22 protein-coding genes and 3 pseudogenes are annotated in these 26,736 nt (G+C 58.0%); 18 read left to right on the top strand and 7 right to left on the bottom strand.

Annotated features, from left to right (window positions below; genetic code table 11):
- Positions 1 to 41 precede the first annotated feature (41 nt).
- Positions 42 to 848 carry an alpha/beta hydrolase gene (locus ACI5FR_RS24315; RefSeq protein ID WP_405459209.1) on the top strand — a complete coding sequence of 269 codons (807 nt, stop codon included), beginning with the start codon at positions 42 to 44 and terminating at the stop codon, positions 846 to 848.
- Positions 849 to 1,385: 537 nt separating this feature from the next.
- Positions 1,386 to 3,059, top strand: a complete 1,674-nt coding sequence (locus ACI5FR_RS24310) for a DUF4091 domain-containing protein (RefSeq protein ID WP_405459208.1) — start codon at positions 1,386 to 1,388, stop codon at positions 3,057 to 3,059.
- A gap of 138 nt (positions 3,060 to 3,197) precedes the next feature.
- Here ACI5FR_RS24310 and murQ read toward each other — a convergent pair whose 3' ends face one another.
- Together murQ and ACI5FR_RS24300 are read right to left on the bottom strand one after the other, a co-directional pair.
- Positions 3,198 to 4,118 carry an N-acetylmuramic acid 6-phosphate etherase gene (gene murQ / locus ACI5FR_RS24305; RefSeq protein WP_405459335.1) on the bottom strand — a complete coding sequence of 307 codons (921 nt, stop codon included), beginning with the start codon at positions 4,116 to 4,118 and terminating at the stop codon, positions 3,198 to 3,200.
- Positions 4,119 to 4,199: 81 nt separating this feature from the next.
- A pseudogene (locus tag ACI5FR_RS24300) lies at positions 4,200 to 5,099 on the bottom strand (BadF/BadG/BcrA/BcrD ATPase family protein); the annotation flags it as partial.
- A gap of 342 nt (positions 5,100 to 5,441) precedes the next feature.
- Here ACI5FR_RS24300 and ACI5FR_RS24295 point away from each other — a divergent pair.
- From ACI5FR_RS24295 to ACI5FR_RS24230, 14 genes are all read left to right on the top strand, one after another.
- On the top strand, positions 5,442 to 6,818 hold the full coding sequence (locus tag ACI5FR_RS24295; RefSeq protein WP_405459207.1) for an ABC transporter substrate-binding protein: 1,377 nt from the start codon (positions 5,442 to 5,444) through the stop codon (positions 6,816 to 6,818).
- 437 nt (positions 6,819 to 7,255) lie between these two features.
- Positions 7,256 to 8,173 (top strand): carbohydrate ABC transporter permease, encoded by a 918-nt coding sequence (locus ACI5FR_RS24290; RefSeq protein WP_405459205.1) that lies wholly within the window; start codon positions 7,256 to 7,258, stop codon positions 8,171 to 8,173.
- A 102-nt stretch (positions 8,174 to 8,275) separates the two neighbouring features.
- The gene (locus ACI5FR_RS24285) at positions 8,276 to 9,019 is read left to right on the top strand and encodes a carbohydrate ABC transporter permease (RefSeq protein ID WP_405459333.1); all 744 of its coding nucleotides are present in this window, start codon (positions 8,276 to 8,278) and stop codon (positions 9,017 to 9,019) included.
- Between the two features lie 262 nt (positions 9,020 to 9,281).
- Entirely contained in the window at positions 9,282 to 10,388 is a 1,107-nt protein-coding gene (locus ACI5FR_RS24280; protein WP_405459202.1) for an ABC transporter ATP-binding protein, read from the top strand.
- Between the two features lie 56 nt (positions 10,389 to 10,444).
- Positions 10,445 to 11,179, top strand: a complete 735-nt coding sequence (locus tag ACI5FR_RS24275; protein ID WP_405459201.1) for a DUF2189 domain-containing protein — start codon at positions 10,445 to 10,447, stop codon at positions 11,177 to 11,179.
- Positions 11,180 to 11,328: 149 nt separating this feature from the next.
- Positions 11,329 to 12,534: an exo-beta-N-acetylmuramidase NamZ family protein gene (locus ACI5FR_RS24270; RefSeq protein ID WP_405459198.1), complete on the top strand. Its 1,206-nt coding sequence runs from the start codon at positions 11,329 to 11,331 to the stop codon at positions 12,532 to 12,534.
- 1 nt (position 12,535) lies between these two features.
- A complete protein-coding gene (nagZ, locus tag ACI5FR_RS24265; protein WP_405459196.1) occupies positions 12,536 to 14,185 on the top strand; it encodes a beta-N-acetylhexosaminidase in 1,650 nt (549 codons plus the stop codon).
- Position 14,186: 1 nt separating this feature from the next.
- Entirely contained in the window at positions 14,187 to 15,377 is a 1,191-nt protein-coding gene (locus ACI5FR_RS24260) for an anhydro-N-acetylmuramic acid kinase (RefSeq protein ID WP_405459194.1), read from the top strand.
- Between the two features lie 22 nt (positions 15,378 to 15,399).
- The gene (locus tag ACI5FR_RS24255; protein ID WP_405459192.1) at positions 15,400 to 16,362 is read left to right on the top strand and encodes a GNAT family N-acetyltransferase; all 963 of its coding nucleotides are present in this window, start codon (positions 15,400 to 15,402) and stop codon (positions 16,360 to 16,362) included.
- 30 nt (positions 16,363 to 16,392) lie between these two features.
- Positions 16,393 to 17,106: a PIG-L deacetylase family protein gene (locus ACI5FR_RS24250; protein ID WP_405459189.1), complete on the top strand. Its 714-nt coding sequence runs from the start codon at positions 16,393 to 16,395 to the stop codon at positions 17,104 to 17,106.
- 256 nt (positions 17,107 to 17,362) lie between these two features.
- Positions 17,363 to 18,133 carry an HAD-IIA family hydrolase gene (locus tag ACI5FR_RS24245; protein WP_405459187.1) on the top strand — a complete coding sequence of 257 codons (771 nt, stop codon included), beginning with the start codon at positions 17,363 to 17,365 and terminating at the stop codon, positions 18,131 to 18,133.
- A 46-nt stretch (positions 18,134 to 18,179) separates the two neighbouring features.
- The gene (locus ACI5FR_RS24240) at positions 18,180 to 18,734 is read left to right on the top strand and encodes a glycerol-3-phosphate responsive antiterminator (RefSeq protein WP_405459185.1); all 555 of its coding nucleotides are present in this window, start codon (positions 18,180 to 18,182) and stop codon (positions 18,732 to 18,734) included.
- 154 nt (positions 18,735 to 18,888) lie between these two features.
- Positions 18,889 to 20,082, top strand: a complete 1,194-nt coding sequence (locus tag ACI5FR_RS24235) for a GntR family transcriptional regulator (RefSeq protein WP_405459184.1) — start codon at positions 18,889 to 18,891, stop codon at positions 20,080 to 20,082.
- A gap of 478 nt (positions 20,083 to 20,560) precedes the next feature.
- Complete coding sequence (locus tag ACI5FR_RS24230) at positions 20,561 to 21,904, top strand: ABC transporter substrate-binding protein (RefSeq protein WP_405459181.1); 1,344 nt, start codon at positions 20,561 to 20,563, stop codon at positions 21,902 to 21,904.
- Between the two features lie 78 nt (positions 21,905 to 21,982).
- Here the strand turns inward: ACI5FR_RS24230 and ACI5FR_RS24225 are convergent, their stop codons facing one another.
- The 4 genes and pseudogenes from ACI5FR_RS24225 to ACI5FR_RS24210 all read right to left on the bottom strand — a co-directional run.
- Positions 21,983 to 22,150 carry a hypothetical protein gene (locus tag ACI5FR_RS24225; protein WP_405459178.1) on the bottom strand — a complete coding sequence of 56 codons (168 nt, stop codon included), beginning with the start codon at positions 22,148 to 22,150 and terminating at the stop codon, positions 21,983 to 21,985.
- Positions 22,151 to 22,276, bottom strand: a pseudogene (locus tag ACI5FR_RS24220) (NUDIX hydrolase); the annotation flags it as partial.
- 247 nt (positions 22,277 to 22,523) lie between these two features.
- Positions 22,524 to 23,225, bottom strand: a complete 702-nt coding sequence (locus ACI5FR_RS24215) for a class I SAM-dependent methyltransferase (protein ID WP_405459176.1) — start codon at positions 23,223 to 23,225, stop codon at positions 22,524 to 22,526.
- Positions 23,226 to 23,302: 77 nt separating this feature from the next.
- Positions 23,303 to 23,422 (bottom strand): annotated as a pseudogene (locus ACI5FR_RS24210) (ChbG/HpnK family deacetylase); the annotation flags it as partial.
- Between the two features lie 219 nt (positions 23,423 to 23,641).
- Here ACI5FR_RS24210 and ACI5FR_RS24205 point away from each other — a divergent pair.
- The gene (locus tag ACI5FR_RS24205) at positions 23,642 to 24,874 is read left to right on the top strand and encodes a Gfo/Idh/MocA family protein (protein WP_405459174.1); all 1,233 of its coding nucleotides are present in this window, start codon (positions 23,642 to 23,644) and stop codon (positions 24,872 to 24,874) included.
- Positions 24,875 to 24,898: 24 nt separating this feature from the next.
- On the opposite strand, the gene ACI5FR_RS24200 is transcribed toward ACI5FR_RS24205, so the two are convergent.
- Positions 24,899 to 25,333, bottom strand: coding sequence for a winged helix-turn-helix transcriptional regulator (locus ACI5FR_RS24200; RefSeq protein ID WP_405459172.1), 435 nt, complete (start codon positions 25,331 to 25,333; stop codon positions 24,899 to 24,901).
- A gap of 138 nt (positions 25,334 to 25,471) precedes the next feature.
- Here ACI5FR_RS24200 and ACI5FR_RS24195 point away from each other — a divergent pair, with 138 nt between their 5' ends.
- Complete coding sequence (locus ACI5FR_RS24195) at positions 25,472 to 26,725, top strand: MFS transporter (RefSeq protein WP_405459171.1); 1,254 nt, start codon at positions 25,472 to 25,474, stop codon at positions 26,723 to 26,725.
- Positions 26,726 to 26,736 lie beyond the last annotated feature (11 nt).

Here is a 26,736-nt window from a genome sequence, read left to right as displayed (position 1 = left end):
TGAGAGAGGCATGGAACAATTTGGACGAAGGAAGGGCACTTATGAACATTCAAACCTTTTATTTGGACAACCCGATCGTCATGAAACGAGCCATTGATGTCTTCGAGCCGGAGGGGGATCCGCGGAAGACGGCGTTGTTCTACGTGCATGGGGGAGGCTGGCATTCGGGGGCCCGCGACCAGTTTCACTATCATCTGGAGCATTTCTCCAAGATGGGGTATTGGACGGCCAGCGCGGGGTACCGGTTAGTGCCGCATGTCCAATGGAGGGATCAGCTGCAGGATGTGATGGAAGGGTATGATTGCTTCCTCCGGCTGCTGGAGAAAAGGGTGGCGCGCATCGAGCGGATCGTCGTGCTGGGCAGCTCGGCGGGTGCGCATCTGGCGTCGCTGCTCGCGATGATGAGCCCGGAGCAACTGGGAGACCGCCTCGTCCGGTTGACCGGTGCTTGGAGGGCGCCCGACGCCGTCGTCTCCATTAACGGGCCGGGCTCGATGGAGCGCTGGCCGGACATGAACGAGACGATCCGCGACAGCATCGAGAAGCTGGTCGGCCGCCGCTATGACGATGAGACGGCTGCCGAGGAATTCGCCAGCACATCCCCGGACCTGTACGTACGGGATGGAGCGCCGGACTTCCTGTTCCAGATCGTGGAGCGGGAAAAGTACTTCCCGCACGAGCTTGTGTACCGGATGAGCGAGAAGATCGTTGCGCACGGCTCGAAGTCGCACGTGATCTTGTATGAGGGGGCCGAGCACGGTTTCTTCTACAGCTTGACGTCTCCCCTCCAACAGAAGGCGCTGGCGGATCTGGAGCGGTATTTACAGAGCGTGGACGCGGGGGAGTAAGGTGGAAATGTCGCGGGGAGCGTCTCAGCGGGGAATAAGCCGAAAAAATCGGCTTACAGCTCGCCAGGAGTGACCTAGCGAGGGAATAAGCCGAAAAATCGGCTTACAGCTCACCAGGAGTGCCCTAGTGACGGAATAAGCCTGAAAAATCGGCTTATGTAGCTAAGGGGTTAGCGGATCTCCAGAGTAGATAATCTACTTTGGAGTGGCACTCGGGAGGGTTGGCGGACCTGTAGAGTAGAAAATCTACTTTGGACCGGCACTCGGGAGGGTTCGCGGCCCTGTAGAGCAGATAATCTACTTTGGAGCGGCATCGGGAGGGTTGGCGGACCTGTAGAGTAGATGATCTACTTTGCACCAGCACTCGGCTAGCCGCCGTCTACTCCAATCCCCGGTCCCCACACCCTGCCGCGACAACAATTGTATGTTTGATTACGTTTTGTTTCGAATTTGTGTGGATCGGGTTGTTTGGTTGTGCTAAGATGAAGCTATCCAGCCATGATGGGCGATTCTGAATTCATGAGGAGGCTTCATTCCTTGTCTACGCTTACCCCTAACTTCGAAACCGTAACCCTCAGCTCGCTGTCCAAAGTATTCGCCGACGAAGAGCTGCGGGACAAGACGCTGCTGAAAGCGACGGCCCTCACGAACGAAACGTATTCGTTCCAGATCGCATACCGGTCCAATCAGCTGACCAAGCTCATCCGCACGCGCGTCGTCTCCGCGATCACCTCGCATGTGACGCTGCGGACCGTCGGGCTGGTCACGGCGGAGATGCCGATCTACGCCGACCACGACGAGCATCTGCTGCGCGACACGCCGGGCTTGTATCCGGATCCGCTGTATCCAGTCACCGAACTGGACGGCCTGACGGCCATTCCGGGCCAGTGGCGGTCGCTCTGGGTGACGGTGAAGCTGGACGGCAGCGTGAAACCCGGCAACTACCCGATCACGATCCAATTCACGACGAACGACGGCGCGCCGCTCGGCGAAGAGACGTTCAGCCTGCGTGTGATCGCCGCCGAATTGCCGGAGCAGCAGCTGATCCACACGGAATGGTTCCATTCCGACTGCCTCGCCACATACTATCAGGTCGACGTGTTCAGCGAACGCCATTGGGAGCTGCTGCGCTCGTTCATCGAGACCGCGGTCGCGCACGGCATCAACATGATCCTGACTCCGCTGTTCACCCCGCCGCTGGATACGCAAGTGGGGGGCGAGCGTCCGACCGTGCAGCTGATCGATGTCACGGTAGTCGGGACGGATCAATATACGTTCGGCTTCGAGCGGCTGAAGCGCTGGGTGGCGATGTGCAATGAGCTGGGAGTCAAATACTTCGAGTTCTCGCATCTGTTCACGCAGTGGGGTGCGAAGCATGCCCCGAAGATCGTGGCGCAAGTGGACGGCCGGGAAACGAAAATTTTCGGCTGGGAAACCGACGCGACCGGCTCGACGTACAAAACGTTCCTGGCGCAATTCCTGCCGCAGCTCGTCGCTTTCATCCGCGAGAACGGCTTGGAGGCGCGAAGCTACTTCCACGTGTCCGATGAGCCGTCGGAGCAGCACATCCCGACTTACGAGAGCGCGAGCAGCTGGCTGCGCCAGTTCCTGAGCGACTTCCCGATGATGGACGCTTTGTCGTCCTATGAATTCTACAAGCGGGATTTGGTCAAAAAGCCGATCCCGGCCAGCAATCATATCGAGCCGTTCCTGGAGAACGAGGTCCCGGACCTGTGGACGTACTATTGCTGCTCACAGTACAAGGACGTGGCGAACCGGTTCCTGTGCATGCCTTCCGCTCGCAACCGCATCCTCGGCGTGCAACTGTACAAATTCCGCATCGCAGGCTTCCTGCACTGGGGCTACAATTTCTACTACTCGCAATACTCGCGCTACCCGATCGATCCTTACCGGGTGACCGATGCCGGTCATGCGTTCCCGGCCGGCGACCCGTTCGTCGTCTACCCGGGACCGGAAGGCCCGATCGAGTCGCTGCGGCTCGAGGTGTTCTATGAAGCGCTGCAGGATCTCCGCGCCCTCCAGAAGCTCGAGAGCCTGGTGGGCCGCGAGCAGGTGATGGACCTGCTGGAGGCCGGCCTGGAGCAGCCGATCACGTTCGACGAGTATCCGCGCGAAGCCGGGTGGCTGCTCATGAAGCGCGAGGAAATCAATAAGCGGATCGAGCAAAGCGTAGCAGCCGCAACCGTTTAAGGTCACAAACTGTGCACCTTCAGCTTAGCGGCGGCAATTTTTGCCGCTATCCGCTCAGCCAACGATAAAAAGCCTTCCCGACTCTCCCGGACCAACAACAGGGGGGAGAAGGGAAGGCTTTTCTACTGCACATGAGGCTTACGCTTGTTTCGTCTTCGAGGCTTGCTGAACCGCGTCGCGGACGTAGCCGCCCGTCTGCGTCAGCAGCCGATCGGCCGTCGGCCGGTCGATGCCCGCGAGCAGCATGACGATGGCGGTCTTCACATGTCCGTCCGCCTGCTCGTACGCTTGCTCGATCGCGGCTTCGCTCGCGTCCGTCGCAAGCCCGATGATCCGCTTCGCGCGGTGCACGAGCTTGCCGTTCGACGGATTCAGGTCGACCATCAGGTTGTCGTACACCTTGCCCATCCGGATCATCGAAGCGGTCGTCAGCATGTTCAGGATGAGCTTCTGCGCGGTACCGGCCTTCATCCGGGTCGAACCGAGCACGACCTCGGGCCCGACGACGGCCTCGATCAGCAGGTGAGCGTGCTCGCCCATCGGGGTGCCGGTGTTGTTGCACACCCCGACGACCGATGCACCGAGCTCGCGGGCCCGTTTCATCGCGCCGAGGACGTAAGGCGTCCGCCCGCTGGCCGCGATGCCGACGACCGTGTCCTTCGGCCCGACACCCGCGAGGTCGATGTCGCCGGCCCCCGTCTCCGGGCTATCCTCGGCGCCTTCGACCGGATCCTTGATCGCGCGGTCGCCGCCGGCGATAATGCCCTGGACCATGGAAGGGTCGGTCCCGTACGTCGGCGGGCATTCGCTCGCGTCGAGGATGCCGAGCCGTCCGCTCGTGCCGGCTCCGATGTAGAGCAGCCGGCCGCCGCTTTGGAACGACTTCACGATAAGATCAACCGCTTTCCCGATGACCGGAGTCAAGGGACGAATCGTGTCCGCGATTTGACGGTCTTCTTCATTGATCAGGCGGACGATCTCCTCCGAGGACATGCGGTCGATGTTGCGCGTTCTAGGGTTGACTTGTTCAGTGGTCAGTTCATTCAGCAAATTGTTCATAGGGTAGTCAGACTCCTTTGAAGAGCGGGTTATTGTCGAATGTACGCCCGGCGATTCGATCCGGCGGAGCGCCAGCAGGGCGGCGCCGTAAGCCGGCGGATGCTGAGCGGCATGCAGCTTCAGTTCCGGATAAGAATCGGCAAGGGTCTTCTCGAACACTTGCCTATAGGTCGGGCTGTATTGGAAAATCGAGCCCGTAGTGACCAAGTCGCAGGCGGCGAACCAAGCGTCCTTGCCAATGACGGCCAGCGCGGCTGCCGCCATCTCTTGCGCCGCCTGGGTGATGATGCCGGTCGCCGGGAGGTCGCCGTCCTCGCAAGCGCGAATGCAGATCTCCGCGAACTTCGCGATCTCGCTCTTCGGCAGCGGTTCCCGATAGGCATAAGTGCGCAGGTCCATGAGAGTGCGGAGCCCGGCCAGCTCGAGGAGCGGCTCGGTCATCCGGGTAGGGTGGCCGATGCCGTCGTAGCTGCGGGTGACCGCTTTCAGCGTGCGCAAGCCGATATCGTACCCGCTGCCCTCGTCACCCAGGATATGCCCCCAGCCGCCTGCGCGATACGAGTGTCCGTCCGGAGTGAGGCCGAACACGATTGACCCGGTGCCGGCGATGGCGATGATGCCCTCCTCCCGCTCCAGTGTAGCCATCAAGGCGATCTGCGCGTCGTTCTGAAGCGTGCAGTCGAAGGAGAGCCCGTGCTCCTCGTGGTACCGTCGCAGATGCTCGAGTACGGCGTTCCGTTCCTCGGGAGTGTTGACCCCCGACAAGCCGAGGGCTGCGGTGCTCCATGCGCGGCCGTTGAGAGGTGGGGCGGTGCGCAAAGCGTCCAACAGGGCGCTCAAATTGCGCATCGCTCCGGCCAGCGTCACCGCGTTGGGATTCGTAGATTCGCCGGTTAAGCGAACCAGAACATGACGGTGCTCATCGATCGCAATCGCTTCCGTTTTCGTGCCGCCTCCGTCGATGCCTACAGCAACACGCATGTTCTTCACCTGCCTCTCCTAGTTGGGTGTTACGATTCAGGATGTTAAGGTTAGTTTACTACATACGAGTATACGGGAATCGAGAGGGCTTGTAAAATAAAATTTAGCGAGAACAAATAAATGTTGAAATATTATTTCGTGCGCAGTATAATAACAGATGTGAAAGCGGTCCCACTACTTTTTCCATTTTACAAACCGGGGATGGCTTTATCGGGTCAGGAGGCAAGGGTGCAAACCGCATGATCGCAGTAGTATTTCCAATGTTGCGAATAACTTGCCGGTTTTCCAAGCAAACTGAACTCATATGCTTGACACCATTCAACTCAAGGGGGAATTAGAAGGATGAAGATGAACAAATGGCTCGCCCTGTTCATGGTCCTCGTGCTCGTGGCGGTCACCGCTGCGTGCGGCAAGAAAGAAGAAACGCCACAAGCCGGCGGCGACACGACGAAGGTCGACACGACGCCCGATACGGTGAAAGTATGGACTTACCCGGTTCATGGTACTTATGAGAATGACATGAAAGATTTGGTTGCTGATTTCAACAAGCAATACCCGCATATCAAAGTGGAATATGAAGTGATGTCTTGGGCGGAAGGCCCTAAGAAATTCGACGTTGCGCTGAACGCGGGCGACCCGCCCGATCTGTACTTCGGCGCATTGAACGGTTCGTACGTCAGCACGGGCTTGGTTCTGCCGCTGGACTCCTATATGACTCCTCAAATCAAAGAAGACTTCCTGCCGGGCACATTGGAAACGATGCAAATGAACGGCAAGCAATACGGGATTCCGATCTACCAATCGCTGTGGGGCTGGGGCGGCAACAAGCGCATCCTGACCGAAGCGGGCGTGGACTACAAGAAGATTCAAGAAAAAGGCTGGACTTGGACCGAGTTCCTGGACATCGCCAAGAAGCTGACTAAGAAGCTGCCTAACGGTACGCAGCAATACGCGATTACGACGGACAACTCGACGGACTTCATCGACATGCTGTCCAAAGCAAACGGTCTCGTAGACGCAGTAGACGAGAAAGGCAACTTCATCTGGAACGACAACAAGATGCTCGACACGCTGAAGTTCATCGATACGCTGCGCAAAGAAGGCTACATGCCGAAGGAAGTCGGGGCTCTGACTCCGGCCAAGCGGACCGATATGTTCTATGCCGGTCAATCGGCGATTATCAGTAAAGCGATCCCTTACTACGACATCATGATCGCTAACCGCAACAAAGACATCGATGCAGGCAAGGTGCAAGGCGAGAAGATCGAGTACATCCAATTGCCGGTTCCTCACGGCGACGGGATCTCCGGTTACGGCAAAACTGCAGGCGGCGGCGAAGGCTACATCATGTTCCGTCAGAAAAACGATAAAGGCGCTCAACACGCTAAAAACGCCTTCCTCGTTATGGAAGCTCTGACAGGTGCCAAAGCCGGTAACTCCGCGAACGAGCTCGCGCTTCCGTTCGTACGCAAATCGCAAGCCAAAGCATTCGAAGGCAAGAGCCTGGCTAAGCCGGAAAACGTAGTAGCCGCAACGAATATGCGCAACAACGCTTCCGTAAACGTATCGCTTACGATCGACGCCGACAAAGCGGCTAAACTGAAGCAATACCGCGAGCAAGTGCTGAAGCCGACGTTCCAAGCGTTGCTGGCCGGAGAGAAAACACCGGAAGCCGCAGCGGACGATCTGAAGTCCAAAGGCACGCAAATGCTCAAGTAATTCCCTAAACGTGAAGTTAAGCTCTGAAGGTTATTCCTATCCCTTGGGAAGAGGAATTGATCTGGGGCTTAACGAACTAATAGTTAAGTAATCCGGAGAGTGCCCAGTATGAAGAGCATATTGGGCCTCTTTCTTAAGAGTAAAGAAAGTATAATTTCCGACTCGGAAATTGAACTTTCTGCTCGCAAGAAAAGCTTCCTCTAAAGAAGGATTCGACGACATCTCCGAGAAGGCTCCATCAGGAGCTTTTCTTACTGAGAGTTCAAATTTTGTTTTATCTCGATTGCTGATTCGTTTACGGACTGAACGGTGCCGTCCCTTCCGAGGGCGGCCTCCCGTTTGGTTGTAAGATCTCCGGGGTCCCGCCCGACATGGAGTGTACCCTTCGGAGCCCTGCGTAACGTAGCGGGGTTATTGCGAGAATGGAGGAACCTTTGGTGGATAACACTCTAGCTAAGACCAAACCGGCCGCTTCTTCCTTTACCCGCTTTTGGAAGGATTATGGATGGGCCTACTTGTTTATTTTGATTCCGTTGCTCTTGTTCGTCGTCTTTACGCTTTACCCGGTCATTTCGGCTTTTATTATGAGCTTTCAGCGGTATAACGTGTTGAAATCGAAATGGATCGGTCTGGACAACTATTCCTACATGCTGCAGGATTCGGTGTTCTGGAAATCCATTAAAAATACAGTGCTCTTCACGATCGGAACCGTTCCGGTCAACATCATCATTACGTTCGTGCTGGCGTTCTTTATTTTCCAAATGAAAAACAGCTTCCAAACGTTCTTCAAGGCAGCCTTGTACTTGCCGGCGGTTGCGTCCGGCGTGACGATCTCGGTCGTCTGGCTGGCTATCTTCGACCCGACACCGGCGGGCTTGCTCAACAAAGTGCTCGGATTCTTCGGGGTCGAGCCTTCCGTTTGGTTGGGCCAATCGAGTACCGCGCTGTTCTCCCTGATGCTGATGAGCTACTTGGGCGCGCACGGCGCCGGGATTATTTTATACTTAGCCGCTATGGGCGGCATCCCCAAGTCACTGTACGAAGCGGCGGACATCGATCACGCGAGCGGATGGGCCAAGTTCAGCAAAATTACGTGGCCGCTGCTCAAGCCGACGACCCTGTATTTGACCGTGACCGGGGTAATCACTTCGTTCCAAGTGTTCATCAGTGTGTACTTGATGACGCAAGGGGGTCCGAACTTCGCGACGACGACGATCGCTTACTTGATCTATCAGACGGCGTTCCAGTTCTCGGACTTCGGACTCGCCTCGGCGCAATCGTTCGTGCTCGCGGCTATGATCATCGTCGTCTCGGTCATTCAGTTCAAGTTCTTCTCGTCGGACATCGAATACTAGGGGGTGCGCACGTTGCAATCGAAATCCAAAACGGTTCTTATCACTATCTCTGCGGCGGTGCTGCTCCTGTGGGTCGTCATCTCGATCGTTCCGCTGTACTGGATGATTATCGGCTCGTTCCAGGATTCCAAGGCGTCCGCCTCGTTCCAGCCCCAGTGGTGGCCGACCGTCTGGTCGCTCGCTCCGTATGAGCGGTTCTTCGGCAAGACGATGGCCGTTCGCTGGCTGTTCAACTCGCTGTTCGTCTCGTCCGTGCTGACGGTGACGAACGTCTTCTTCGCTTCGCTCGCCGGCTATGCGTTCGCCAAGCTGAGGTTCCCGGGACGGACGACGATCTTCTGGATTTTGCTCAGTACTATGATGATTCCCGCTCAGGTCACGCTCATTCCGCTGTACGTCCTGATGATCAATGTGTTTGACTTGGGCAATACGTATACCGCCATTATTTTGCCGGGCATCGCGAGTGTCGGGAACATTTTCTTGATGAAGCAGTATATGTCCTCGCTGCCGACGTCGCTCATTCATGCGGCCCGGATCGATGCTTGCAGCGAGTTCGGGATTTTCTGGAAAATCATTATGCCTTTGGCCAAGCCCGGTCTCGCCGTACTCGCGATCTTCACGTTCGTGGCGAACTGGAACGAGTTCTTCTGGCCGCTCCTCGTGACGAGCAGTAACAGCATGCGGACGATCCAGGTCGGTCTCGCGAGCTTCCGGTTCGCGGAGGCGACGGACTTCGGGGCCATCATGGCCGGGGCTACGATCGGTGCTTTGCCTATGTTCATATTGTTCTTCTCGCTGCAGAAGTACTTCCTTCAGGGGATTACGGTTGGTGCTGTTAAGGGGTAATTTAAGGTCATAAGCAGGCTGCGGTTAGAGGAAGGGGTTCCGACCTCTGTTGAAATCACGTTGCGGGATTGTATTTTTTAGATGGAGCAACGTGATTTCAAAGGAGGACGCGTTCGCTTCTCCACTCCCTTCCTCTAACCTTCGCCCTAACCCTTTAAAAAAACAAAACCCTTGAGAGCAGGCAACAACCGAAATCCCGGAGGGAAGTCCTCCCGCAGCGAGCGGGGGGGTTGTTATAAAAGGAAAGAGGAGGGTCCCATAAGTGGCTAGAGTCGAGTTTAAGAACGTTGTCAAAGAGTACGTGGATCCAAAACGAGGGAAGTTCACGGCGGTCACCGGCTCCGACTTCGTTATCAACGATAAAGAATTCGTCGTCTTCGTCGGCCCGTCCGGCTGCGGCAAATCGACGTCGCTCCGCATGATGGCCGGCCTCGAGCGCCAAACGAGCGGCGACATCATCATCGGCGACCGCGTCGTCAACGACATGCATCCGAAGGATCGCGACATCGCGATGGTGTTCCAGGACTATGCCCTGTATCCGCATATGACGATCAAGGAGAATTTGTCGTTCGGGCTCAAAAATCTGAAGCGGCCGAAAGCCGAGATCGAGAGCAAGGTCAAGGACGCCGCGGCGATCCTGGGTCTCGAAGAGATGATGGACCGCAAGCCAAGCGAGCTGTCCGGCGGTCAGCGCCAGCGCGTGGCCGTAGGCCGGGCCATCGTGCGCGACCCGAAGGTGTTCCTGTTCGACGAGCCGCTGTCCAACCTGGACGCGAAGCTGCGTGTGCAGCTGCGCGTCGAGCTGGCGGAGCTGCACAAGCGGCTGGGCGCCACGATCGTCTATGTGACGCATGACCAGGTGGAAGCGATGACGCTCGGCGAACGGATCGTCGTGATGAACAAGGGCGCGATTCAACAGATCGCCTCGCCGACGGAACTGTACAACAAGCCGAACAACATGTTCGTCGCGGGCTTCATCGGCTCGCCGGCCATGAACTTCATCGACACCCGCATCGAAGGAGGCAAGGCCGTCATCGAGGGCGCGTCCTTCGCGCTCACCGACGCCATGGCGGCGGCATTGAAGAACTACGAAGGCAAGGAAGTCGTCATGGGCATCCGGCCGGAGCACATTTATGGCGATGATTTCGCCCCTAATGTGTCGAAGGACCATACGCTGCAAGCGCAAATCCAAGTTATCGAGAACTTGGGCGCGGAGAATCTGCTGTACTTCCGGATCGGCAGCCGGATGATCACCGCACGCGTCAATCCGGAGACGGAAGCGCGGGTCGGCCAGATGAAAACGTTCGTCGTCGACCGCAGCAAGCTCACTTTCTTCGATCCTAAGACTGAAGTTCGCATTCCGTATTAAGTCGGTACGGGAGAGCGGCGCAGGACGGAGCAGCCATTACCCAAGGGGGAGTCGAGATGAAAAAGCTAAGTCAAATCGTAGCGCAATCCGGGGTGCAGGTGTACCGGGAAATCGTACCGGTGGCGTTGTTCAGCATCGTGACGTCGCTTGTGCTGCTGCCCTTCGTCTTCTTCCTGCCCATAGCGGTAGCGGTGGTATGCGCCGTTCTGTTCTATGTCCCGCTCCTCACCGGCGTGTTGTATGCTTCGCACAGAATGCTGAAGGGCGAGAAGGCGAAGCTCAGCGCCATGTGGAAGGGTGCAGTTAAGTTCTACGGCGCCTCGGTCGTGTTCGGCGCGATGCTTGCCGTTTTCGTGCTTATCCTGATCGCTTCCTGGTGGTATTACGGCGGGAAGAGCGGCGCCGGAGCGTATGCGCTCGCCGTCTTCCAGACTTATTTTATCGCGATGGTGCTCGTCTCGCAGGTGTACACGCTGCCGCTCGTCGTCCAGGAGGGGATGGGCGTGTTCGCCGCGATCGGGCGGAGCTTTAAGCTGTTCATCGCGAATCCGATGTATACGATCGGGGCGTTCATTCAGATCGTCTGCCTGACGGTGGTGCTCGGCATCACGATCGTAGGGTTCGCGGGCTTGTATGTAGGTATGATCGGAATTTACCTGAATATGCTGACGGCGAATTTGATTCGGGATCATGATGCGGACCGCGGCTCAGGCGATACCCGGACGGAGGAACGGACGAACGGTCTCGCGGCAGACCGCGGCTCGGACCCGACGCTGGCCGCTTGGCGCTGACCGGAGGCATGTTTCGGCGGCAACTACGGATAACGGTTTTTCAAGCGCATCTAACAGGCTTCGGGAGGACGGCCGTCCCTTGGAGCCCGGACCATCGCTCCGAAACGCCGTTATTTTTTTTCACACTTAAGTCGAGGAGGAATCAGGAGATGACCAAGGGGAAACAGGGGCAAGTCCGGTCCGGGGCGGACCAGCTGCCGGAATGGGCAGCGAGTCATTTGAATGGGAAACGTATTGGTCTGCTGACGAATCCGACGGGGATCAATCGCGAGTTCGTGTCGACGATCGACGTATGCGCGAGCATCCCTTCGGTTACGCTGGCGGCGCTGTATGCGTGCGAGCACGGCATCCGCGGGGAGCGTCAGGCGGGGGTGCTGTTCGAGGACGAGACCGATCCGCGGCTCGGCATTCCGGTCATTAGCTTGTACGGCAAAATTAAGAAACCGACGCCCGAGATGTTGGAGCCGGTCGATGTGGTGCTGTTCGACATCCAAGACCTGGGCGTTCGCTTTTATACTTATATGACCACTATGCTCTACATGATGGAAGCGTGCGCGGCGGCGGGCAAACCGTTCGTCGTGCTCGATCGGCCGAATCCTCTGGGCGGGGAAGTGGTGGAAGGTGGTCTGCTCGTAGCGGGCTTCGAGTCCATGGTGGGGAGCTGGACCGTTCCGTTCCGTACCGGGCTCACGATCGGGGAATTCGCGAGATATGTGAACGACCGGCAGGAACGCCGCTGCGACCTGCACGTCGTACCGCTGTCCGGATGGAGCCGCGACATGGAATATCCGGATACCGGATTGCCTTGGCTCATGCCGTCGCCGAATATGCCGACGATGGATACGGTGCGCGTCTATTCGGGCAATTGTTTGTTCGAGGGCACGAATTTGTCCGAGGGCCGGGGCACGACGAAGCCGTTCGAACAAATTGGCGCACCTTGGATCGACGGGGACGAGCTGAGCCGGGAAGTGAACGCGCTCGGGTTGCCGGGCGTGCACTTCCATCCCGTGACGTTCACGCCGATGTTCTCCAAGCATCAAGGCGCGCTGTGCAACGGGGTGCATACGTTCGTCACCGATCCTGAAGCCTACAAACCGCTGGAGAGCGCGCTGCACCTCCTGCATACGGTGATCCGTATGTATGGAGACAAGTTCGAGTGGATTCCTCCGTTCAAGGAGGGGCGCAAAAACTTCATCGACTACCTGACCGGCAGCGACAGAGTGCGGACTACACTCCACGAGGAAGCCGGTCTGAGGCAGCTCGTGCACGATTGGGCCGCCGAAGCGGAAGCCTGGAAACAGGAGCGCGCCCCGTATTTGCTATATCCCATGACTGGAAGCGAGGCAAGCCGGTAATATGGAACAGATAGATTTGACGAACTGGACGCTGCGGCAGAAGATCGGCCAGCTGCTGCAATGCGGCTTCGACGGCTATATGCCGAATGAAGACATCTTGCGGCTTATCCGCGAGCATGCGATCGGCGGCGTCATCCTGTTCGCGCGCAATGTGCGTGACAACGAGCAGGTCGCACGGATGAACGCGCAGCTCCAGCAGGCCGCCCAGGACGCGGGCACGGAGCCTCTCTGGATCTCGATCGACCAGGAGGGCGGCATGGTGGCGCGGCTGACCGAAGGCGTGGCGCTTATGCCGGGCAATATGGCGATCTCCGCCGGCGGAACGGCCGAGGCCGCATATCAGGCCGCGAACATCACCGGTCAGGAGCTGCGGGCGCTCTGTATCAACTTGAACTTCGCGCCCGATCTCGACGTGAACATCAACCCGAACAACCCGGTCATCGGCGTGCGCTCCTACGGCGAATCGCCGGAGCGGGTCGCCGAGTTCGGTGCGCAGGCGATTCGCGGGCTGCAGGACGCGGACGTCGTGGCGGCGGCCAAGCATTTTCCCGGCCACGGCGATACGGACGTCGATTCGCATCTCGACTTGCCGACGATTCATCACGACCGGGAGCGGATCGATCGGGTCGAGCTTGTGCCGTTCCGGCGGGCGATCGAAGCGGGCGTCGACTCGATTATGTCGTCGCACATTTATTTCCCGGCGTTCGAGCCTGACCGGCTGCCGGCCACACTGTCCCGCCGCGTCCTGACCGGACTGCTGCGCGAGGAGCTCGGTTACGACGGCGTCATCATGACCGACTGTATGGAGATGAACGCCATTGCCGTCCATTACGGCACGGTGCAGGCAGCGGTCATGGCGATCGAAGCCGGCGCCGACATGGTGCTCCTGAGCCACCGCCACGACCTGCAGTACGCCGTCATCGAGGCGGTGGCGGAGGCCGTCGCGAGCGGCCGCCTCACCGAGGCGCGGCTCGACGCGTCCGTGCGCCGGCTGCTCGCGCTGAAGCGCCGGCGCGGCGTGACGGCCGAGGCCGTGGCTGCGCAAGCGGCGGCGCCGACAGCCGGCGACGCGTTCGCCCGCGTCGGCGGCCGCGAGCACGCCGAGGCGGCGCGCGCGCTGAGCGAGGCGAGCGTCACGCGCGTGCGCGCCGAGGGCGGCGTGCTGCCGCTCGCGGCCGACCGGCCGACCCTCGCGCTCGGCGTGACGCCGGCGGCGGTGTCGCAGGTCGATGAGGCGTACGCCGCGCCGACGACGCTGGGCCGCGCGCTGCGGGCGCAAGGCGCCGCCGCCGTCGAAGAGCGCGTCGTGCCGCTGGCCGAGCTCGCGGCGCAGGTGGACGCGCTCGTCGAGCTCGCCCGCGGCTACGAGCAGATCGTCGTCGGCACGTACAACGCCGCGTTCCACCCCACGCAGGGCGAGCTCGTGAACCGGCTGCTCGCCCTGGGCAAGAAACCGGTCGTCGTGGCGCTGCGCAACCCGTACGACCTGCTGCAGGTGCCGGACGTACCGGCCTATATCGCCGTGTACGAATCGCGGCCGCTAGCGTTGCAGTCGGCGGCGAAGCATTTGCTCGGGCGCATTCCGGCCCGGGGCAAGCTGCCGGTCTCGATCGGCGATCTATATCCGGCAGGCTGGGGAGGCGAAGCTTAACATGCTAGGGAACATTCTGAACAAACCGAGCCGGCTCATCGTCGGCTTGATGTCCGGCACCTCGCTCGACGGCGTCGACGCGGCGATCGTCCGCATCGAAGGCAGCGGCCTCGACTCCAAGGTCGAGCTGGTGCATTTCACCTCGACCCCGTACGACAATGAACTGCGGGAGAAAATCAAAGACCTGTGCAGCATCGAACGGTCCGACGTCGCGCAGGTGTGCGGCATGAACTTCCGCATGGCACATGTGCTTGCCGACTCGGTGCGGCAGGCTGTGGCGGATGCGGGTCTCACGATGGACGACATCGATCTCGTCAGTTCCCATGGCCAGACGATCTGGCACATTCCGGAGGACGATCCGGCCGATCCGACGCTCGTCCGTTCGACGCTGCAGATCGGCGACCTCTCGGTGATCGCCAAGTCGACCGGCAAGCCGGTCGTCGGCGACTTCCGCACGGCCGATATGGCCGTGGGTGGACAGGGCGCGCCGCTCGTGCCGTACGGCGACTTCATCCTGTTCCGCGACGCCGCCAAGGGGCGGATCGCCCAGAACATCGGCGGCATCGGCAACTGCGCCGCGATCCCGGCCGACGGCCGGCCGGAGCAGGTCGTCGCCTTCGATACCGGGCCGGGTAACATGTTGATCGACCAGGCCGTCTACACGCTGTCCGGCGGGGCGCACAGCTATGACGCCGGCGGGGAATGGGCGGCCCGGGGCCGGGCCGACACCGGCTTCGTCGAACAGATGATGAGCCATCCGTACTTCGCGCGCAAGCCGGCGAAGTCGACCGGCCGGGAGCTGTTCGGCAAAGCGTATGCGCTCGACTGGATCGGGCGCATGCAGGCCAAGGGCTTGAGCGACGCGGACATCGTCGCGACGTTCACCGCCTTCACCGCGTACTCGATCTACCAGAGCTACCGCGACTTCGTGCTGCCGCATATGGCGATCGAGGAAGTGTACGTCTCCGGCGGCGGCGCGCACAACAAGACGCTGCTCCGGATGATCGCCGAGCGGCTGCCCGGGCAGCGCATCCTGACCTCCGATGAGCTCGGCATCTCTGGAGATGCGAAGGAAGCCGTCGCGTTCGCTATTTTCGCCAACAATCTCATTCACGGCATTCCGAACAACCTGCCCTCCGCGACGGGGGCGGATCGCCCGACGGTGATGGGGAAGCTCGCTTTCCCTTACTAAAATCGAGGAGTTGAACCGCTATATGCTTACTTACCGCTCGTATGAACCGGGGGATGAGCGTGAGCTCGTCACCCTCTGGAACCGCTGCTTGACGAAGGACCCGGTTACGCCGACCCGTTTCCGCAACCTCGTGCTGCTGGACGCGAATTTCGATCCGCAGGGCTTGCGGGTGGCTAGCGACGAGACCGGACGCGTCATTGGCTGCGTATACGCCGTGCGCCGGCTGCTGCCCATGCACGGGACGGAGCTTGAGCCGGACAACGGCTGGATCCCGTTCTTCTTCGTCGCGCCGGAGCATCGCCGCCAAGGCGTCGCGTCGCGCTTGATGAGCGAGGCCGTCGCGTTCCTGCGCGAGCAGGGGCGGAAGAACATTTTCTTCGCCTCCTACGCGCCGAATTACATCGTGCCGGGCATCGACGAGAAAAATTACCAAGCTGGGTACGCATTCCTGCAAAGCCAAGGCTTCGCCCGGCTCTATTCGCCGATCGCTATGGATTACTCACTTGTCGATCATGACACGCCGGTGGACGTCGAGCAGCTGAAGCAGCAGCGCCTGGACGAGGGCTACTCCTTCGACACCGCGAAGGACGGCGACCTGTATGAGGTCATCCAATTCGCTACGAACGTGTTCAACCCCGACTGGGGCCGCGCGATCCGCGAGGGCGTCCTGCAAGGGCTGCCGCTGTCGAGTATCCTGATCGCCCGCGACGAGCAGGGCAAGCTCGTCGGCTTCTGCCTGCACGGCGGCTACGAGGGCGTGAAGGAACGGTTCGGGCCGTTCGGCGTCGATCCGTCGCAGCAGGGCAAAGGCCTCGGCAAAATTCTGTTGTACGACTGCCTCGCCCTAATGCGTGCCCAGGGGCTGCACGGAGCCTGGTTCCTGTGGACCGGCGAGACGACACCTGCAGGCTATCTCTACAAGCGAGCGGGCTTCTCCATCACCCGCAGCTTCCACGTCATGAAACTGAGCCAGCCGTCCAACTAACGGCGGATGAAGAAGGAGTGAACCTACATCATGAGCACAGAGCAAAAGAAATCACACATTTTGGCTATCGGCGCCCATGCCGGGGATATGGAGCTGTGCGCCGGCGCTACGCTGGCTAAGTACGTCCAGGAAGGGCATAAGGTCACCTTGCTGCACTTGACGCCGGGCGAGAAGGGGCATCAAAAGCTGACCCCGGCCGAGTATGCGAAGCAGAAGATCGAGGAAGCGCACAAGTTCGCCGACATCATCGGGGCGGACGTCCGGTTCTTCAACTACAAGGACGCCGAGCTGCCGCTGAACGACGAGATCAAGTATCAGGTGGCCGACGTCATCCGCGAGGTGAAGCCGGACATCCTGATCACGCACTGGAAGAACAGCATGCATATGGACCATTCCCGCACGCACTATATCGTGCAGGACGCGCAATTCTACGCGGCTCTGAAGAACATCGAGCGCGAGCTGCCGAACCATTTCGCCCGGAAAATGTACTACACCGACAACTGGGAGGACGCCGACGACTTCGAGCCGCAAGTGTTCATCGACATCCCGGAGGACGCGTACGAGACGTGGCTGAAGGCGCTCAGCCAATACGCTTTCGCCCGCGGCGAGACCGGCTGGCCGTACATCGAATATTACAGCGCGCTTAAGATCGTACGCGGGGCTCCCGTGCATATGAAACGCGCCGAAGCGTTCGGCGTGCCGCGCGGTGCGCTGAACAAGCGGCTGCAAATGTTCGACGTGTAATCTGATTGCTCCGATTGACAATCGGATTCACCATGCCCTATAATTCGATACAACAACAAATGCGGTAAAAGGTTTGAGTCCACAGAGTAACCCTTATCCGTAAACCGATTTTCGCTTCCAGGCGGGGATTTGTTTACACGCGGATAAGGGTTTTTGTTTTATCACTTTATTTAATTTCGGGGTCCCCGCAAAGTAGTAGGAATAAGCTCCGAAGGCACACGTCACTTTGTGGGGTATGGGAAATGGGAGGCTGACGATGAAAGGTTATATTTTCGACTTGGATGGAACGGTGTATTTGGGCGATAAAGCCATCGAAGGGGCGGCGGAGGCGATCCGTCGGCTCCGGGAGCGGGGGGACAAGGTGGTGTTCCTGTCGAACAAACCGATCGCCACTAGAAGCTCCTATGTGGAGAAATTGACGCGCATGGGCATTCCGGCTTCCCTCGACGAAGTGCTGAACTCCTCCTTGATCGTGGCGCGGTACTTGCAAACGTGTCTTCGACCGGGACAACAGGTGTATGTCGTTGGGGAAGAGCCGATCCGCGAAGAGCTTCGGCAACATGGGATCGACATAACGGAGGACGGGAACGAGGCGGCTTACGTGGTGCTCTCCTGGGACAGGCGGTTCAATTACGACACGCTTAATGTCGTGTACCAGGCGATTTTGCGCGGAGCGGTCGTCATTGCTTCGAATCCGGATTCCACCTGTCCTCTCGAGGACGGCACGCTGCCGGACACCGGGACGTTCATCGCCGCGCTGGAAGCGGCCACGGGCAAGCCTATCGATCTGATCGTAGGGAAACCGTCGCCGATCGCGGCGGAGGCGGCCGTGCAGCAGATCGGGCTGGCTCCCGAGCACTGCTACATGATCGGAGACCGGCTCGAGACGGACATCAAGATGGGGAACGAGGCGGGGATGCACTCCGTGCTCGTGCTGACCGGCATCAGCACCCGGGAGATGGCGCTGGCGGACGTGAACCGCCCGGAATACATATTGCCGAGCATCAAGGAAGTTGCCGATCTCTGAATCCGGTTGTGATATAATGAGGCCATTAGCCGACAGGGGGGATCGCATGTATCCGATCGTCGATTTGATCGAGCATCAGACCATAGCCGCCGTACAGAACGAGGAGGATCTGGCCCGGGCGTTAGGCAGCGCCGTGAACGTCGTCTTCCTGATCACCGGCTCCATCTTCAACATCAAGGAGTTGGTAGACCAGGTCAAGGCGGCCGGCAAGCATGTCTTTATCCATATGGAATTTATCGAAGGGATCGCCGCGGATCGGAGCGGGGTCGCCTATCTCGCCCAGCATGTCCGGCCGACCGGCATCATCTCCACGAAGAGCAACCTGATCCGGGTGGCGAAGGACCATCGGCTGATGGCGATTCAGCGGATATTCCTCATCGACCGGAGCGCGGTCACGCGTGGGATGAAGGCGGTGGAACAGAGCATGCCGGACGCGATTGAGGTGATGCCGGGGATTATGCCCCGCATCATTCGCGAGCTGACGAATATGACCCCGCTCCCGATTATTGCGGGCGGGCTGGTCGGGAATCAAGAGGAGATCGATGAAGTGCTGAGGGCCGGAGCATTAGCGGTGTCTGCCGGCACCTCGGCTTTGTGGTAGTTCGCGGCGCGGAATCGAAGGGTCAGGCTTAAAAATGGAATGACAGCATCGGATAAAATGGCTGGAGCCGGCGGCTTCGGCCTTTTTCGTTGACCATAATGACATAAATGATATAATAGCAATATACCTAATGGTCAGCTCGGGAGGAATCCAATTGAGGGTACCGCTATATTCCCAAATTCAGCATTATATTAAAGAGAAGATCATCCTCAATCAATTGAAGGAGCACGATAAAATCCCTTCGGAACGTGAATTGATGGAGCAGTTTCAGGTAAGCCGCATCACGGTGGCCAACGCTCTTGCCATTCTGGCGAAGGAAGGCTGGCTCTACCGCAAACCCGGTCGCGGCAGCTTCGTGAACGAAGGCGTTCACGAGCTTGTCCGAAGCGAAACGGGCAACATGCAGGCGGAGATGACGGAGCCGGGTACGTTTCAAGCGGCCGGACGAACGCTAAGGGCCGAAGCGCAGCAAACGCCTAGACGGCGGATGATCGGACTCGTATTGCCCTCCATGAACGATTTTTTCGCCATTCGCCTGAATCGGGGCATATGCCGGGTATTGAATAACAGCGATTATTATGTGTTGATCGCGCTCACGCACAACTCCAAGGAGAAGGAAGAGGAGGCGATCCGGGAGCTGATCGCGATGGGGGCGGCCGGGCTGCTCATTTTCCCGATCGACGCCGAAACCTACAACGACGAAATATTGGCGTTAAAGGTGCGCAACTATCCGTTCATTCTGATCGATCGGAACTTGCCCGGAGTTGAAACGCATTTTGTCCGGTCGGACAGTCCGGCCGGGGCGAAGCTTGCGGTTTCCCATCTATGGGAGCTGGGACACCGGGAAATCGCCATCTGCACCGACTCGCCCCTGTCCACCATTACGGTGGAGGAGCGGATCTCAGGCTACATGGAGGCGCTCAAAGAACGGGGAGCGATGATCAACCCGGCGCATATTCTGAGCGATTTACAAATCGACTCCAAGCGCACGGATGAAAGCAATCCGCTATACCGCTATATGCGAAGCGGGCTGGTTACCTCCTACATCACGCTGAACGCGAGGCTCGGGGTTAAGCTATACAGGCTGGCAAAGCAAATCGGCTTGCGCGTTCCGGAAGACGTTTCGATCGTGACCTTTGACGATCCTTCCTCAGGATATGACGATTTCGAAATCTTCACGCACATCGCCCAGTCGGAGGAGGAGATGGGAATGAGAGCGGCCGAAATTCTGCTTGAGCTGCTGAAGCCTGCCTTGCCCATACTGCCAAAGGATTACAGGAAAGTGACGCTCCGGCCGAATTTGGTCGTCCGCGAGACGACGGGCCCGGTGCGGCAGCCGGTTCGATAACGAGCGCAGATCCGAATGCCAGACCGCTGTCCGACCCTTGGATATCGGTTTGGCTTTTTTTGCATCTTATTTTCCATCATGATCGACAATAATCGATTAAATATGCCATAAATGATATATTGACTAAATGACATATAAAATATATTATTATTCTATCTGAACATCCCCCTGCGTTTAACTGATGCCTTTTTCGTATAAGGGAAGTCCAACTAACACTTGTATCTTCTCGGTGCCATCCAGACGCTTTCCCCCTATTAACCAAGCGGTTTTGAGAAACCATTTCACCAACTCGGTACGCCTTCTGTCCATTTACAGTTCCAACGGTAGCATATCCTTATAGCCCTTACGCCATTTCAACTTGAAAGGTTGGTTTTCACTACATACGGGAGGAGAGGCCTATCGCCTTAACTCGTGCAATGCCTTGTACACATACCTTGAGTTGGCTTTTAGCCCATTTTATTGAAAGGTGGTACAGAAGTTGAAAAAAGCAAACAAATTTTCCGGATTGATCCTGGCCTCCGCGCTGGTTGCATCCATCTTCACCGGCTGCGCGAAAAATGAAAGCGCCACCACTTCGTCCCCGACTCCGGCTCCGACGAGCGGAACAGCGACGGTCACGGCCACTCCCGCCCCCGACAAATACACCGGCGGCCCCGTAGAGCTGCTCGTTCAGGACCGGAACACCGGTCTCACGGAGGAGGAGTTCGACGAATACTTCGCCAAGCCGGTGAAGGCGAAATATCCGGACATCACCTTGAAGCTGACCAAAGAAACGAATCTCGACAAGCTGCTTGCCGGAGGCACCCCTCCCGATCTGGTGGCGGTGAGCAACGCGAGACTTAGAGAATATATGGACGTCGATTACCCTGAGGAGCTGGACCCGACGATCAAGAAGTATAACATCGACCTCAACGCGATCGAGCCGAGCATCGTCGAAGTGCTGAAAGGGATCGGCAAAGGAAAAATATACGGCCTGCCGTTCGGCATGAACTACGGGGCGATGATCTACAACAAGGATCTTTTCGACAAGTTCAACGTGCCTTATCCGAAGGATGTCATAACGTGGGATGAATATCTCGATATCTCCAAGCGGCTGACCCGCCAGGATGGCGGAACGCAGTACATCGGCGGTTCGCCCAACAGCGTCAAAACACTGCTCAAGCAATTCGGCGCCCCGATCGCCGATCCGAAGGACGAGAAAATCGTGTTGTCGACGGATAAACATAAGGATGCGTATTCCCTGCTGCAAAAGTTTTACGACATTCCGGGATTTATTCAGGGCAACAATATTAACCCCACTGCCATCTACGAAGGAAAAACCGCCATGCAGGTCAACTGGGTTGCTGGAATTGCCATCGACACAACCAAGAACAAGCCGGCGTTCAATTGGGATATCGCCGCATTCCCGGTCGTCAAGGAACGTCCGACGATCGGCGCGCCTGTCGACTTCCATATGCTCGCGGTCAACAAGGCGGGCAAAAATAAGGAAGCCGCTTACCGGGTGTTGATGACCATGCTGGATCCGAAGTTCCAGGAGGAGCTGACGAAGAACGGCCGTATCACGCCGCTCAAGGATCCGAAGATCAAAGAAATGTTCGCACAAAAATCCAAAGCGTTCGAAGGCAAAAACCTGAAGGGCGTCTTCAAGGTCGCACCTGCAATTCTGCCCGACTATTCTCAGTGGGAAGGCATTGCCGGCACCTATATCGACAATGTAGCCAAAGAAATGGGCTTGAACAAGAAGGACATGAATACGGCCAGTCGGGAACAGGAAGAGGCGGGCAATAAAGCCGTGAACGACGCGAAAGCGGCCAAGAAGTAGCGACTTCAGAAAAGAGAAGCAACCTGAGACCTGGGGCCCAGATCCGATGCGCTGTCGAATCTTGGTCCCCGCTCATCATTAGACACCGTTGCCGGCGTCCTCCTTCAGCGCCCCGACCAACACACCCGCTCTCCGCACGACGGCGATTCGCTCGGGACGGCCTTCGATTTTGGCGATCATCTCGAGGGCGGTCTGGAAGTTCATGATGACATAACCGGTCGTCTCTGACTCGAAAGGCCGCTCCACGAACCGCTTGACCTTCGTCAAGTAGTAGAGGCGGTACGCGTTGAACTGCGGCCATTGCCAGCAGGCGAACAGGATCCGCTCCTCGGCGAGCTCGATCCCGGCTTCTTCGTAAGCCTCTCGCTCCAGCGCTTCCTGAATCGATTCGCCCGGCTCCAGCCGACCGCCGATCGTCGAGCACCTGCTCCTCTTTGTCCCACACCATCATCATCGTGCCATTGTCCAGAACCGGAATGCAATGCACGCCGTTAATCGCGCGATCCGTGGGAATCTCCGTTATAAAGGTTAACATGGCTCACCTCGGGAGGGACGTGAACGTCCAGAACTCGCGCTCCGGCTTCATCCATTTGGTCCCTTATGGAATTCTCGCTCTCCCTCAATTACGGGCTACAATCATGAAACGTTTCGAGTTCGTCTGAATCCCGCGGTCAGTCCGGTTTTGCTCGATGAACGCATGCAGCCGGTCGAAATCCTCTTCACACTCCCCGAAGCCCGGCACGATCGGCGTATGCTTCAGCAGAAAAACGAGGTCCTCGTAGGTGGCAAAGACGGCGAGCATGGCCGCGTAACGGTCCCGTAAGCTCCCGGGTTCCGTATCTGCACCTTGTCCTCGACCCAGAGCTTGCTTCAGATTCCGCTTGTCGTCCTCCGCGACTTGCTGGGTGAGAAACACACCGTCCTGGGCTAGCACTCTGTGGACCTCTCGGGCATCAAATGGAGATTGGCGGCATGACACTACCTGAAAGAAGGAGGCGGGAAAATCCAGCCGCTCGGCATCCATCCTGCAAAAACGTACATGCGGATGTCCGTCGCGCTGCAAGTTGGCTTGAGCGGTACGGATCATACCCGCCGACTGATCGATTCCGACGATCAGATGAACCGCATCCGCGATCGTAAGCAAACGTTCCCCGCCGCCGGTCCCGATGTCCAGCAGGAGATCCGTCGGCTTGCACTCGCGCCTCGCTTCCTCGTAGAACTCCCATAGCTCCCCTTCGGAAGTGACCGACAGCCGGCTGAAATCCCATCCGTTCGATTCCCCGACTTGATCGTAAAAGCTTTTGAGCATATGACTATCCATCTCGTGAATGCCTCCTCGGTTGTTCGGTACCGGCAATTGTTGCTCGACTTACACTTCGGCCCAGTCGAGGGAACCATCAACGAGGCGGAAGTGATCGCACCCTGCTCGAACAAGATCAGGATCGCTTCGTTGTTCGCCGACGACAACCCCAAGTCGTCCGCGTTGATGATCAGTCGGCGCCCATCGTCATGGAACATGGAGCAGCCTCCCCTCTTTGTTTACTCTCAAGGCATGAATTCGATCCAGGTCTGAGGAAATCCTTCCGTCAAGCTGATCTGAATTCCTAATGAAGGTTTGTTTTTTGAACATTGATTGACCGAATGATTTCGTATATGATTGAATGTGTGCGAAAGCTATCATCATTAGGCCTTATGGGCCACTGAATCATTCACTCAGGGGCGAAAGGACGGATTACAATGGGAGAGCAGCAAAAGACTGTGAAACTGGGTGTTATCGGATTGGGCGGACGCGGCAGAGGTCTGCTCGGGCTGTTGCTGGATATGGAGGATGTGGAAATTGTCGCGGTTAGCGATGCGTTCGAAGAGCGGCTGGAGCTGGGCTTAAGCCTAGTACAGGAACGTGGACGCACAGCAGCCGGATATGCGAATTATCACGAGCTGCTCGCCCGTCCCGACATCCAGGGGGTCGTTATCGCCACGACTTGGGTGACGCATACGGAAATCGCGATCGCCGCGATGCGGGCCGGCAAATACGCGGGCATCGAAGTGGGCGGAGCCGCCTCGCTGGAAGAATGCTGGGAGCTCGTACGGACGTCGGAGCAGACCGGTAAGCCGTGTATGCTGCTCGAGAACTGCTGCTACGGCCGCGACGAGCTGGCGGTCATGAATATAGTGAAGAAGGGGCTGCTGGGCGAGATCGTCCATGCCCAATGCGGCTATGAGCACGATCTGCGCCAGGAAGTGGCGATGGGCGATGTGAATAAGCACAATCGCTTCCTCAACTACCTGAACCGCAACGGCGAGGTGTACCCGATTCACGGGCTCGGACCGGTGTCGAAGACGCTCCGGATCAACCGCGGCAACCGTCTCGTCACCTTGACCTCCATGTCGTCGAAGGCGCGCGGCATCAAGCATTGGGCGACCGAGAGGTTCGGCGAGAACGATCCGAAGGCCAAACTAGATTGGGCTCAAGGCGATATCGTAACTACTATGATCAAGTGCGCCGGCGGCGAGACGATCTCGATCATCCATGACACGACGCTGCCTCGTCCATATTCCAGAGCGGGCCGCGTACAAGGGACGAAGGGCCTGTGGATGGAAGACAACAATTCGATCCATATCGAGGGGCGCAGTCCGGAGCACCAGTGGGAGTCGTTCGACGCCTATCGGGAGCAGTACGACCACCCGATCTGGAAAAATTACAAAGCGAGCGAAAACGACGGCCACGGCGGCATCGACTATCTAGTGCTTCGCGCGTTCGCGGAGAGCGCCATGAACGGAACGCAAACCCCGATCGACGTATACGACACGGCGGTCTGGATGGCGATCACGGTGCTGTCGGAAGAATCCGTCGCGCTCGGCAGCATGCCGGTCGCGATTCCGGACTTCACGAAGGGCAAATGGATCAGCCGGGAGCCGGCGCCGGTGAGCCGCTACGCGCTCGATGAGATTCGCGAAGAGCTGTTCTAGTATAAGAAAGGAGCTTTCCTCCCGTCATCTTCCTGACAGGACGGAAAGCTCCTTTTGGCTTTCTTCGGACTCGGCATCGTCGAGATTATTCAGAATATTGTCCTCCAGCACAGCCGCTTTGCTCCCGTATTCCCGGATAATGTGCCTTTCCCCCCAGGCGCACAAGGAGTCCAAGATGCTTTTGAGGCTCCAACCGTACTCGCTGAGCTCATACTCCACTTTGGGCGGCACCTGATTGTAAACTTTCCGAAGCACAATCCCATCCTCTTCTAATTCCCTCAGCTGCTGCGTCAGCATTTTTTGCGTAATGCCTGGCATAAGCCGCTTCAAATCGCTCGTTCTTTTCTTTCCGTGCGTCAGATGGCATAAAATGACGCATTTCCACTTCCCGCCGATCACTTCCAGCGTCGCTTCTACCGAGATATTGTATTTTTTCTTCGTTAAGGTTTCATTCGCCATAGCCGTCACTCCTTTCCCCGCACAATAGGAACTTTTCAGTACCTATATTACAAAATTGTGCGTACTGGTCAAATCCAGCCTTAAACATCATAATAGCATCTACCGGCCGGAACTGACAAATATGTAGGAGTGAGAGCTATGCACATAAGCAAGCTGGACCATAGAAAGAGCATGCTGGCGCTGCTCGCGTTAGCCGTCAGCGCCTTCGCCATCGGGACGACTGAGTTCATCAGCGTAGGGCTGCTGCCGCTGATCGCTGAGGACTTTCATATATCGGTAACAACGTCCGGATTAACCGTTACGTTGTACGCGCTAGGCGTCACATTCGGGGCTCCGATCCTTACTTCGCTGACCTCCCAGGTTTCACGCAAAACATTGCTGCTGTGGATCATGGTGGTCTTCATTGCGGGCAATACGCTCGCAGCGGCGGCGAACGGGATCGCCCTTCTGCTGGCCGCACGCGTCATCTCCGCACTTGCACACGGCGTATTCATGTCGATCGGATCTACGATCGCCGCCGATCTCGTACCGGAGCATCGCCGCTCGAGCGCCATCTCGATCATGTTCTCCGGACTGACCGTCGCTACGGTAACCGGGGTTCCGCTAGGCACGTATATCGGGCAACAATTGGGGTGGCGGGCCGCTTTTATCGCCATCGTCGTCACCGGCATAGTCGCCTTCGCGGCCAACTTGACGCTGGTCACCTCGAGCTTGCGCCAAGGGACGAAAACCCGGCTTGCAGATCAAGTGAAGCTCGTGACAAACGGCCGATTGCTGCTCGCGTTTGCGATTACGGCCTTAGGTTATGGGGGGACATTTGTGGTCTTTACTTATTTATCCCCGTTGCTGCACGAAATAACCGGATTTCACGAAGAAACGGTTGCGGTTCTTCTGCTGCTGTACGGAATTGCCATTGCGATCGGCAATGTCGTTGGAGGCAAGGCAGCGGGCCGGAAGCCTGTAACGGCTTTGTTCTATATGTTTTCGATTCAAGCCGTCGTACTGCTCGTACTGATGGTTACCGTGCCCTTCAAGGTCGCCGGGTTGATAACGGTCTTTTTTATGGGCTTGTTCGCCTTCATGAACGTACCTGGGCTGCAAACTTACGTCGTGATTCTGGCGGAGCGTCTCGCCCCACAGGCGAAGGATGTCGCATCGGCAGTCAACATCGCCGCCTTCAATGCCGGCATTGCGATCGGCGCCTACCTCGGCGGGATCGTGACGGACTTGATGGGGCTCATTCACACGACGTGGATCGGAGCCTTGATGGTGGCCGGTGCCGTGCTGCTGACCGCTTGGGCGCGGGCGTTGGAGCACAAGGATACCGTCCATTCTCGGATCGAATCCAACCGTTTAGAAATGAGCACGACCAAGTGCATGACCCAAAATTGAGAGGAGTCTTA

The sequence above is a fragment of the Paenibacillus sp. HJGM_3 genome, assembly GCF_045062745.1.
In the GTDB taxonomy this organism is placed as follows: Bacteria; Bacillota; Bacilli; order Paenibacillales; family NBRC-103111; genus Paenibacillus_AA.
This window is presented reverse-complemented; position numbering and strand designations above follow the sequence as displayed.